General features: G+C 37.8%; 12 protein-coding genes and 3 pseudogenes. 6 read left to right on the forward strand and 9 right to left on the reverse strand.

Going from position 1 to position 10,176, the window contains the following annotated elements:
• The 4 genes and pseudogenes from HT719_RS11750 to HT719_RS09925 form a co-directional block, all read right to left on the reverse strand.
• Window positions 1-191, reverse strand: a pseudogene (locus HT719_RS11750) (hypothetical protein); the annotation flags it as partial.
• Between the two features lie 466 nt (window positions 192-657).
• Window positions 658-1,065: pseudogene (locus tag HT719_RS09915) on the reverse strand (helix-turn-helix transcriptional regulator); the annotation flags it as partial.
• A 43-nt stretch (window positions 1,066-1,108) separates the two neighbouring features.
• Complete coding sequence (cadX, locus tag HT719_RS09920; RefSeq protein WP_172929090.1) at window positions 1,109-1,447, reverse strand: Cd(II)/Zn(II)-sensing metalloregulatory transcriptional regulator CadX; 339 nt, start codon at window positions 1,445-1,447, stop codon at window positions 1,109-1,111.
• Between the two features lie 11 nt (window positions 1,448-1,458).
• Window positions 1,459-2,073, reverse strand: coding sequence for a CadD family cadmium resistance transporter (locus HT719_RS09925; RefSeq protein ID WP_000615748.1), 615 nt, complete (start codon window positions 2,071-2,073; stop codon window positions 1,459-1,461).
• 28 nt (window positions 2,074-2,101) lie between these two features.
• Between HT719_RS09925 and HT719_RS11755 the strand changes: the two genes are divergently transcribed.
• The 6 genes from HT719_RS11755 to HT719_RS09950 all read left to right on the forward strand — a co-directional run bounded on the left by HT719_RS11755 (window position 2,102) and on the right by HT719_RS09950 (window position 5,504).
• Entirely contained in the window at window positions 2,102-2,275 is a 174-nt protein-coding gene (locus tag HT719_RS11755) for a FanG protein (RefSeq protein ID WP_078374329.1), read from the forward strand.
• A gap of 414 nt (window positions 2,276-2,689) precedes the next feature.
• Complete coding sequence (locus tag HT719_RS09930; RefSeq protein ID WP_172929092.1) at window positions 2,690-3,286, forward strand: DUF3796 domain-containing protein; 597 nt, start codon at window positions 2,690-2,692, stop codon at window positions 3,284-3,286.
• 2 nt (window positions 3,287-3,288) lie between these two features.
• Window positions 3,289-3,513, forward strand: a complete 225-nt coding sequence (locus HT719_RS09935) for a helix-turn-helix transcriptional regulator (RefSeq protein ID WP_001041099.1) — start codon at window positions 3,289-3,291, stop codon at window positions 3,511-3,513.
• A 327-nt stretch (window positions 3,514-3,840) separates the two neighbouring features.
• The gene (locus HT719_RS09940; protein ID WP_101514409.1) at window positions 3,841-4,002 is read left to right on the forward strand and encodes a hypothetical protein; all 162 of its coding nucleotides are present in this window, start codon (window positions 3,841-3,843) and stop codon (window positions 4,000-4,002) included.
• Between the two features lie 403 nt (window positions 4,003-4,405).
• On the forward strand, window positions 4,406-4,618 hold the full coding sequence (locus HT719_RS09945) for a hypothetical protein (protein ID WP_031222800.1): 213 nt from the start codon (window positions 4,406-4,408) through the stop codon (window positions 4,616-4,618).
• An 82-nt stretch (window positions 4,619-4,700) separates the two neighbouring features.
• Entirely contained in the window at window positions 4,701-5,504 is an 804-nt protein-coding gene (locus tag HT719_RS09950; RefSeq protein ID WP_000731905.1) for a peptidylprolyl isomerase, read from the forward strand.
• 55 nt (window positions 5,505-5,559) lie between these two features.
• On the opposite strand, the gene HT719_RS09955 is transcribed toward HT719_RS09950, so the two are convergent.
• The 5 genes and pseudogenes from HT719_RS09955 to sodA all read right to left on the reverse strand — a co-directional run bounded on the left by HT719_RS09955 (window position 5,560) and on the right by sodA (window position 9,972).
• Window positions 5,560-7,101 (reverse strand): ABC-F family ATP-binding cassette domain-containing protein, encoded by a 1,542-nt coding sequence (locus tag HT719_RS09955; RefSeq protein ID WP_101514408.1) that lies wholly within the window; start codon window positions 7,099-7,101, stop codon window positions 5,560-5,562.
• Between the two features lies 1 nt (window position 7,102).
• Window positions 7,103-7,594, reverse strand: a complete 492-nt coding sequence (locus HT719_RS09960; protein ID WP_172929094.1) for a VanZ family protein — start codon at window positions 7,592-7,594, stop codon at window positions 7,103-7,105.
• Window positions 7,594-8,659, reverse strand: a pseudogene (rlmN, locus tag HT719_RS09965) (23S rRNA (adenine(2503)-C(2))-methyltransferase RlmN). The gene HT719_RS09960 and the pseudogene rlmN overlap by 1 nt, the downstream one beginning before the upstream one ends.
• A 20-nt stretch (window positions 8,660-8,679) precedes the next feature.
• A complete protein-coding gene (locus tag HT719_RS09970) occupies window positions 8,680-9,210 on the reverse strand; it encodes a YutD family protein (protein WP_001224342.1) in 531 nt (176 codons plus the stop codon).
• 156 nt (window positions 9,211-9,366) lie between these two features.
• Window positions 9,367-9,972 carry a superoxide dismutase SodA gene (gene sodA / locus HT719_RS09975; RefSeq protein WP_000974746.1) on the reverse strand — a complete coding sequence of 202 codons (606 nt, stop codon included), beginning with the start codon at window positions 9,970-9,972 and terminating at the stop codon, window positions 9,367-9,369.
• Between the last annotated feature and the right edge of the window lie 204 nt (window positions 9,973-10,176).

Consider the following 10,176-nt stretch of genomic DNA (forward strand, 5'->3'; position numbering starts at 1 on the left):
TAATACTCTTCGAAAATCTCTTCAAACCACGTCAGCTTTGCCTTGCCGTAGATATGGTTACTGACTTCGTCAGTTCTATCCACAACCTCAAAACAGTGTTTTGAGCTGACTTCGTCAGTCTTATCTACAACCTCAAAGCAGTTCTTTGAACAACCTGCGGCTAGCTTCCTAGTTTGCTCTTTGATTTTCATTGAGTATAAAGTGTTGTAAATACTGTATTGTAGCTAGTTCTTAACCTTTAGAGAACTGGCTAGCTTTACGAGCTTTCTTAAGATCTGGTTTGGAAAGTATAGATTTCAATTAGACTAAAAACAGCGAAATATCAAGGATTTTAAAAAAGATATCTACTAATTAATTTATAAAATATGAATTAATAGATTCTAAATAGGGGAATAGTTTAGGTCTGTAAAAGATTAAATAATTTCTATTTTAGCTGTTAGAAACGTTGGTACATCAATGTTTTTAGAATGCTACATAATAAAAGGTAGAGTAAATAGTAGAGTAGTTATTGCGTTAGTTCAGCAATCTTATCGATATAAAGATTAACAGATTCTAACTTTCTTTGCGGTGCTAACTCGGCGTATGTGTCCATTGTTGTTGAAATTGATTTATCTTTTTTGATTTTTTAATGACCTTTTTGCCATTATGGATAATTTTTTCAGTTTCATCAGAAATCAAAAATTTTTTTCTTTGAATATTGAAATTTGCGAATGTCTTGGAAAGTCTAAGACAGCTAGATTGTATAGAAATTAAGTCATCATCCGACAAAGAATTCATTCTTTTATTTACAGTTTCCAAATCTCTAAATAAAATAGAGCCGAAGCAGTGGTAAAACATATTTTCAACAAGCTTGGCAATATCTCCAAAAATAATTTCTTTATAGTCTAAGTCGGTTTGAGTATTCAAATAAAGCAATATTGAAGTGGTAACTTGTTGCTTTTCCTTTTCAACTTGACTAACTTGACCTGCATTGCTTAGTTCGCTTTGTGTAATATTGTGTTTTTTTCTTAAATTTTTGATACGAGTAGGTAGTTCATGTGAATAATTTTCTTCAAAAAATTTCATATACAATCCCCCTATAATCATGGAAAAGTAGTAAAAATAGTTGTTATCCTAGTTGATTAAAAAAATCTTTGATTTCCTCATCTTTTATAAAATAATATATAATTTTCCCATCTCTTCTAGTGTCCAAGATGTTTTGATTGGCTAGTTTACGAAGATGGTGGGAGGCAGATGCCATACTGAGATTTAGTAAACAGGCTATATCACAGACACAGAGTTCTTCAACAGCAAGGAGATAAAAGATGATATTTATCTGTTTATTATCGGTAAACTTTGATAAAATACGAAGTGATTTTTGGACTTTTTCCTTTTCACGGTAGTTCGTCGCGGTTGTAACATTTTGTTGATTTATAATATTCACTTGGCAAATACTATCTTTTTTCATAATTTTTTCTCCTAGCCGAACACAGTCCTTAGCATGTCAAAGCTGTTGTTTTCAATCAGAATATACATCCCCAATCCTAAATAGACAACGGCAATAAACCATCTGCTATATTTTTCCAAAGTTTCTCCAACAGAAGGGACTTGTGCCAATTTTTGGGCAGAAAAAACCAAGAGATAAATCATGACTAGAAAAGTAAGTAAAGTCACTATCAAATTCGCTAAATTTAAGGTGGTAAAATATGGGACAAAGACACCAATATTGTCAGCGCCACAACTTGCAAAAGTAATCATAGCGACTAGAAAAATCAGGTTTTTATTGTCTTTTCGCAAACCATCTTTTGCAATAGCTTCTCCATCAGAATCTCCTAAAAGCAAAACTTTGAGGCCTAGGAAAATTGGAATCAAACCGAGTAAACCTAAAATCTCTTTACTAGGAATATAATTTAAGACAAATGCAAAAAGCAAACTTAGCAATATTAGACTAACAGAGCCTAGAAATTGTCCTAAATAGATGTTAATGATGTCTTTTCTGCTTTTTCTTTTGGCAAAAAATAACATTAGGATAATAAGTAAGTCTACGGCTGTCCCAGAATACAGGATTATTGAAGTAACAACATTTTGAATCATAAAACACCTCATTCAAATATATTTTTGAATGTATTCTAACATTAAACTTTGTAGATGTCAACTTAAAATCCACCAAAATATAGATAAGAAGTTAGTGTACCAAATATTAAAAAGCCCTGCCATCGAAATGATAGCAGGGCTTAACTTCAATATCCAGATGATATATTTATCTAAAAAAGGTAGAGTTTTTATTGATTTGTAGTGCTATATAATGAGTTTCCAAAAATCAAAAATCGCTTAAAATCAGTATTTTGACATCTATTGACGTGTACTGAAATCCTTACTTAACCTCTGTAAAAATTAACTTCTACACCTACAAAGCTTATTCTGACAGACTTTATACAGTCTAAGAAAAAAAGTAGAGATTCATACAGTATCTAGATTTTTCAAAAATTCTTTATCATCAAATATGATTAACAAAACTATCCAAATCAAATCCGATACATTGCTTCAAAGAATTCTTTAGTTGTTTGACTATCGAGGGCTTTTATTAAAAAATTTTTTCAAATAATTGCCACCTTGGCACATAAATTCTTGCTTTCTAAATTTAAATGTGATATATTTATAACATAAAATTTAAGTGTTATATATTTATAACACAAAAAAGGAGTCTATCATGAAAAAAAGTCAAAAAATGCGTGGCCTCATTGCAATGATTGCCGTAGCTCTCTTTATTGATTTTATTGTTTTATTTGGTTCTAATCTTAGTTGGGAAGCCAAGTTAGTTATTACTGGTATTTCAGTATCAGGTCAAATTGTAGCTATTTGGAGCTGGCTACATATGAAACCATGGCCTTATAAGAGTCAGAAAAGTAAGGGAAAGATTATTTTTGACTTGTCTGCTAAGCTTTACACAATACTTGTGTTGGCAGCAAGCATTTTTTATACAGTAGGGTTTTGGGTTGCGACCCCAAGCGTAAGTTCTGGTATTAAAGAATGGATTTTAGGAATTGGACTCGTTATTGAAGTGATTGTATTTGGTTTTTTCTCTTTTAAAAATGTCAAGGAAACTCCGGACGAACGCTTTTATGCTAATTTAGCAAAGGCAGCTAGCTTGATGTTTGTTTTTATACTAGGCGCACTGATGATCCTAACAGTTATCATTGGGTATATGGGGTCTCTCACTCTTTACATGGGACAGATATTTATTAGCATAGCTGCCTTGATTTGCATCTTTGCGGTTGTCTATTTTATCTTGGAACGTAGAGGATAAGCATGGCCAAAGAAAGCAAGATTATTACTAATCTCAAATCTGTTCGTGAATCCACAGGCATGACCCAGCAGGAGTTAGCCGACCGCATCGGCATGCGACGCGAGACAATTCTGCACTTGGAAAATAACCGTTACAATCCTTCGCTGGAAATGGCTCTTAAAATTGCTCAAGTTTTTAATCTGAAAGTAGAAGACCTCTTTGAACTCAGACAGAAAGAGGAAGCATAATTCTTTTTGAGACCTAGTATTCAGTTCATTGACTAATTAGGAATTGAAGCCAAAAGAAAAAATCCTTTGAAAATGTGCTCTTTTAAAATATAGTAATTCTTTCGAATTAACGTTTACTAATTGTGATGCTTTACGAGCTTTCTTAAGATCTGGTTCCCTAAATACTTTGAGTACTCTTATGGCATTGATGCTCCTAAGCATCTCAAAACTCTGGTAGAAAAAGGTTATGCTGTCCATTGAAACTGCTTTTTACTCACTTGACCATCTAATACGCTACCATAAAAAAGAATATCCTAAAGAAGAAGGGAGTTACTGGACTTTCTAAAAATGAAGGCTACAAATTTGGACCAAGCCCTTCATGAGCATTTTTCAGAAGAAGAATTAGCTTGTCACTTTTCGATTCGCGGTTATAGACTAACTCCAAAAGGAGAACAAACACTCAAAGACCATCAAGCAATCATTGACCGCCATCCTAAAAAGAATCTTTAATCAACCAAGACAGGTTGATTTTTTTTGAAAACAGTTTCTTGAAAAAATTTAATTATTTCACTTACGAGGAAAATTTTTTTATGATAGACTGATGTATAATCAAAAAGAATTGGAGACTATAATGCCTAGAAATTTTAAAGAAGCTCTTTTATTTACAACACTTATGTGTTCCATGATGGTACTCGGTATGTCCATGTGGAATCTTTTTATTGTTGGTCAACTTTCACTACATTATTTAGCCCTTGCTTACATCCCTGGCTTTGTCACAGCCTTTTTATTGGATGTCATCCCTGTGGGAGCAATCGTTAAGTCAATTGCCTTTCGTATCCTCAAGGACCATCATAAACGATGGCAGAAAATCATTACCATTTCTGGAGGAATGGCAGTTCTCATGGTCACTTTCATGTCCTTCTATGGACTTTTTTACAATGGCATTGCTATCACACCCAATACCTATCTAAGCGCCTGGCTCGTAAACTTTATTGCAGCTCTTCCTCTAAACTTCCTAATTGTCGGACCAATTGCCCGTTTTATACTAAGTTCTTTTCAGAAACCATTTACTGAGGAAGAAGTTGAAGATTTTCAAGATGATGATGAAATCCCAACTATTATCTAAGCCAGTTCTGTAAACTACTAACATTTGAAATCCCCTTCCTTTTAGGGTACAATGGTAGAAATGAATTTTTGAAAGGATCAGAATGAAAAAACTAGCAACCCTTCTTTTACTGTCCACTGTAGCCCTAGCTGGATGTAGCAACATCCAACGTAGTTTACGTGGTGATGACTATGTAGATTCTAGCTTGGCCGCTGAGGAAAGCTCCAAAGTAGCAGCCCAATCTGCCAAGGAGTTAAACGATGCTTTAACAAACGAAAACGCCAATTTCCCACAACTATCTAAAGAAGTTGCTGAAGATGAAGCCGAGGTGATTCTCCACACAAACCAAGGTGATATTCGCATTAAACTCTTCCCTAAACTCGCTCCTCTAGCGGTTGAAAACTTCCTCACTCATGCCAAAGAAGGCTACTATAACGGTATTACCTTCCACCGTGTCATCGATGGCTTCATGGTTCAAACTGGAGATCCAAAGGGAGACGGTACAGGTGGTCAGTCCATCTGGCATGACAAGGATAAGACTAAAGACAAGGGAACTGGTTTCAAAAACGAGATTACTCCTTATCTCTATAACATCCGTGGTGCTCTTTCTATGGCTAATACTGGTCAACCAAACACCAATAGCAGCCAGTTCTTCATCAACCAAAACTCTACAGATACCTCTGCTAAACTCCCTACAAGCAAGTATCCAAAGAAAATCATCGAAGCCTATAAAGAAGGGGGAAACCCTAGTCTAGATGGCAAACACCCAGTCTTTGGTCAAGTGATTGACGGTATGGATGTTGTAGATAAGATTGCTAAAGCCGAAAAAGATGAAAAAGACAAGCCAACAACTGCTATCACAATCGATAGCATCGAAGTGGTGAAAGATTACAATTTTAAATCTTAAAAACCAAAAAAATACAGTATCCACATTCGGTACTGTATTTCTTTTATCCTCATTCTTAAGTTAGCTTGTTAAAATCCCAGATTTGATCCATCCAGCCTTCATAGAAGTCTGGTTCGTGGCAGACCATAAGGATAGATCCCTTGTATTCTTTGAGAGCACGTTTGAGTTCATCCTTGGCATCCACATCCAAGTGGTTGGTCGGCTCGTCCAGCACTAAAACGTTGTTTTCACGATTCATCAAGAGACAGAAACGAACCTTGGCTTGTTCCCCACCTGACAAGACCTGAATTTGGCTTTCAATATGCTTGGTTGTCAAACCACAACGAGCAAGGGCTGCACGAACTTCTGCTTGGTTGAGAGCTGGAAAGGCATTCCAGACAGCCTCTAGTGGTGTTTGGCGATTACCGCCTTCTACTTCCTGTTCAAAGTAACCAAGTTCTAGGTAGTCTCCACGTTCAACCTCTCCAGCGATTGGTAGAATAATGCCCAATAGGGACTTCAAGAGAGTTGTTTTCCCGATACCATTAGCACCAATAATCGCAACCTTTTGATTGCGTTCGAAGGTAAGATTTAAAGGCTTAGTAAGAGGACGGTCGTAACCAATTTGCAAGTTCTTGGCTTGGAAGATAAAGCGCCCTGGTGTACGAGCTGGTTTGAAATCAAAGGATGGTTTTGGTTTCTCACTTTGGAGTTCGATAATATCCATCTTATCCAATTTCTTCTGACGAGACATAGCCATGTTTCGTGTTGCAACACGTGCTTTGTTTCGAGCCACGAAGTCCTTGAGGTCCGCAATCTCTTTCTGCTGACGTTCGTAGGCTGCCTCTAGCTGAGATTTCTTCATAGCATAAACTTCTTGGAACTGGTAGTAGTCACCAGAGTAACGCGTCAGCTGTTGATTTTCCACATGATAGACAATATTAATAACGTCATTGAGGAATGGAATATCGTGCGAAATGAGAACAAAGGCATTCTCATAGTTTTGGAGATAGCGCTTGAGCCAATCAATATGCTCAGCATCCAAGTAGTTGGTTGGCTCGTCCAACAGCAAGATATCAGGCTTTTCAAGGAGGAGTTTAGCCAAAAGCACCTTGGTTCTTTGCCCACCTGACAAAGAGGTTACATCCGTATCCATGCCAAAGTCCATAACACCAAGGGCACGCGCCACTTCGTCAATCTTAGCATCCAAGGTATAGAAATCACGACTCTCCAGACGGTCTTGAAGTTCGCCAACTTCTTCCATAAGAGCATCAACATCCGCTCCGTCTTCAGCCATTTCCATATAGAGGTCATTGATACGAGCTTCTGCTTTAAAAAGCTCATCAAAGGCCGTACGGAGAACATCGCGCACCGACTGCCCTTCAGCAAGGACGGAGTGCTGATCCAAGTAACCAGCGGTCACATATTTGGACCACTCAACCTTCCCTTCATCTGGCAACATCTTACCAGTCACGATGCTCATAAAGGTTGATTTCCCTTCACCATTAGCACCGACCAGACCGATATGTTCTCCTTTGAGAAGACGGAAGGACACATCTTCAAAAATTGCACGGTCGCCAAAACCATGACTCAGATTTTTAACTTCTAAAATACTCATTTTAATTCCTTATCTTGTTTTTATGTAATTGTTTATATTGTTTATAAAGTAGCCAAGCGATATAGCCACCCAAGGTATTGGTCCACAAATCATCAATCTCAAAGACGCGATTAAAATCAAAGAAAAAATCTAAGACTAACTGCGTACACTCAATTCCTAGGCTCAGAAGAAAACTGAAAAAGATCACTTTTCTTGTCTTATGCAAGTTTGGAAGGAGATAAAGGAGTTGGAAAATCAGAGGAAAAAGCAAGAAGACATTGAGGATATTTTGTAAAAAAATCCAGCATAATTGTCCCATATCACTCACCTCACCCAGATTCCAGAGGGAGTTTAAAGGAGTCAAAAGAAAAACCAGGCTTCCAAGATGCTGAATACCTGGAGTTTCTACCCCCACGGGAGATTGTTCTTGAGGAGTAAAGCAAAAATAGACAATGCAAATGCTATAGAAAATGACTCCCCAGACCAAAATATGATTATAAGTCTTCTTCATCATTAAGGATTTACCGCTGCGACTGCCTTCTGGCGGTCACGTTTCATTGTGTTAGAGCGCAATTGTCCACAAGCTGCGTCACTATCTGTACCATGCTCTTGACGAACCACACAGTTGACCCCTTTTCTCTTAAGCGTATCATAGAAAGCCAACACGCGCTCTTTGGGACTACGGCTATATTGGTCATGCTCACTAACTGGGTTATAAGAAATCAAGTTTACATAAGACAATTTCTTGATGTTCTTGAGCAATTCAGCTAATTCCAAAGCTTGTTCTACACCGTCGTTTACTTCATTAAGCATGATATACTCAAAGGTCACACGACGATTAGTTGTCTCAATGTAGTACTCAATAGCTGCAAAGAGCTTTTCAATCGGAAAGGCACGGTTAATCTTCATGGTACTTGAGCGCAGTTCATTGTTGGGTGCGTGAAGAGACACGGCAAGATTGACCTGAACCCCTTCATCAGCAAAGTCACGAATTTTATGAGCCAAACCTGAGGTTGAAACCGTGATGTGACGAGCACCGATAGCCATTCCTTTATCATCATTGATAGTACAAACGAAATTCAAAACATTGTTGTAATTATCAAAGGGCTCACTGATTCCCATGACAACGATATGGCTGACGTATTCATCCTGACCACGCTCATCAAAGTGTTTCTGAACCAGCATAATTTGCGCTACGATTTCACCGTTATGGAGGTCACGTTGCTTCTTAATCAAACCAGAGGCACAGAAGGTACAACCGATATTACAGCCGACCTGAGTGGTCACACAGACAGATAAACCGTAGTGTTGACGTATGAGTACTGTCTCAATCAGCATTCCATCTGGCAATTCAAAAAGATATTTAACTGTCCCATCAGCAGACTCTTGCACAATACCTTGTTTCAAGGGATTGACCACAAACTGGTCATTAAGCTTAGCAATCAAATCCTTGGAAAGGTTGGTCATTTCTTCAATAGAGCCATTCCCAGATTTGATCTGCACGGAATTTCTTTTCTCCCTGCTCCAATACCCATTCCTGCATGGTTTGACGTGTTAAATTATAAATTGAGGGTTTCATTTCTTCTCCTTATTCTCTACTCACTTCTGACGAATGACAAAATGACGTTGTCCCTTGTCCTCTTTCTGAGAATGCTGGTCTTTCTGACGACGTCTATTTTTCTTATCTGCATTCGGTTTTCGTTTTGTTTGAGTCGGTTTCTTTCCTTTTCTAAAAGGCTGTTCTTCTTCCTTCTTACGCATTTTCTTGTCAAATGATGCTCGCTTAGGGGCTTCATTTTCTAAGACAAAATAGGCACAACCATAACTACAATACTCTAATAGGTAGTCTTGTAAACGACTGATTTTTTCAAGTTTTTCTTCTGTTCGGTCATCCTTGTAAAAACCTCGTAGGCGAAGCTGTTCGTTGCTCCAGTCTCCCACGATATAATCAAACTTGGTTAAGACTTCTGAAAAACGCTGATTAAAAGCCGTCACATCAAAGGCATCCTTGATATTTTCCACCAAGGAAAAAGCGATCCCTTCCGTTTCAACCTTGTCCCCGTGTAAATGAAACTCAGGACCAGGAAACTTGTTATAGTTGTATAATTCAGGTGCAATTTCTTTTCGCATAGATATCCTTTTTTCACGATTACTTAATACTTTATTCTACCATAATTTCTAGCAGTTAGCACGTTTCTCATAAAAATGAAAAAAGTCTAACGATTTTGTCAGACCAGAATCTTATAACCTAAAAAAGAGAAGAACAATTCTTCCCTCCAACTATCATTATTTAGCAGCTGCGTACAATTCATCTACTTTATTCCAGTTGATTACTGAAAAGAAAGCTTTGATGTAGTCAGGACGCACGTTGCGGTATTTCACGTAGTAAGCATGTTCCCAAACGTCCAAGCCCAAGATTGGTTTTTTACCTTCTGAGATTGGTGTGTCTTGGTTTGCTGTTGAAGTCACTTCAAGTTTCCCTTCTTTGTTGACAACCAACCATGCCCAACCTGAACCAAAACGAGTTGTTGCTGCTGCAGTGAAGGCTGCTTGGAATTCTTCAAATGAACCAAATGTTGCATCGATTGCTGCTGCCAGTTCTGCTGAAGGAGCTGTTTTCTCGGGAGTCATCAATTCCCAGAAAAGAGCGTGGTTCAAGTGTCCGCCACCATTGTTGATAAGTGCTTGACGGATATCAGCTGGGATAGATTCTACATCAGCAAGCAAGGCTTCAAGGTCTTCACCGATTTCAGGGTGTTTTTCTAAAGCTGCATTGGCATTGTTGACATAAGTTTGATGGTGTTTGTCATGGTGCAAGTGCATTGTTTCCGCATCGATGTATGGTTCCAAAGCGTCGTATGCATATGGAAGTTCTGGTAAGATAATAGCCATCTGTAATACCTCTTTTTCTTTCTATATGAAAATGATAACGCAAACATTCACTTTTTTCAAGTTTTTTGCTTATAGATGAGGAAATCACTGAGATACTTTCGAATAATACTCTTCAAACCGCGTCAACGTCGCCTTGCCGTAGGTATATGTTACTGACTTCGTCAGTCTTATCCGGCAACCTCAAAACGGTGTTTTGAGCTGCCT

The organism is Streptococcus sp. k-378 (genome assembly GCF_013277505.1).
GTDB classification, from domain to species: Bacteria; Bacillota; Bacilli; order Lactobacillales; family Streptococcaceae; genus Streptococcus; species Streptococcus pseudopneumoniae.